The sequence below is a fragment of the Streptomyces desertarenae genome (assembly GCF_042681365.1).
Lineage (GTDB): Bacteria > Actinomycetota > Actinomycetes > Streptomycetales > Streptomycetaceae > Streptomyces > Streptomyces desertarenae.
Window position 1 is genome coordinate 1 of record NZ_JBHUFU010000057.1, and the last position, 569, is coordinate 569.

Sequence of the window (569 nt, forward strand, 5' to 3'; positions counted from 1 at the left end):
GCGCTCACCGCGCTCGTCATCACGGCGGAACCCACGCGGACGATCCCCACGCTCATCCCGCCGATCGTCACGACGGTAGGCCGGCCGCTCGTCCCTGCGGTCGTCACGGCGGTAGGCGGGCCGGTCATCCCGGCGGTCGTCCCTACGGAACCCACCGCGCTCACCGCGCTCATCATCACGGCGGAACCCACGCGGACGATCCCCACGCTCATCCCGCCGATCGTCACGGCGGAACCCACCACGCCCCTGACCCGGACCACGATCCCGATCATCGCGACGGTACGAGGACCGCTCGTCGCGGCGGAACCCACCACGCTCACCACTGTTCTGGCGCCGCGGCCTGTCGGACCGCTCAGGCCTACCAGGCTGTTCCTCAGGTGGATTGGGCATCGCTGTGGCTCCTGTCATGGGGTGGTACACGTTCATTCTCGGATACAGAAAAGAAAAGGGCCCTCGGCCCCAGCATGCACGCTGGGACCAAGGGCCCTTCAAAGATTGTTCGGCGGCGTCCTACTCTCCCACACGGTCCCCCATGCAGTACCATCGGCGCTGAAAGGCTTAGCTTCCGG

General features: G+C 67.1%; 1 protein-coding gene and 1 rRNA gene. Both read right to left on the reverse strand.

What is annotated here, in order from left to right:
* A partial coding sequence (locus tag ACFSJS_RS27935) for a hypothetical protein (RefSeq protein WP_380905293.1) occupies positions 1-314 on the reverse strand: 314 nt, incomplete at its 3' end.
* Positions 315-497: 183 nt separating this feature from the next.
* A 5S ribosomal RNA gene (gene rrf, locus ACFSJS_RS28075) occupies positions 498-569 on the reverse strand; the annotation flags it as partial.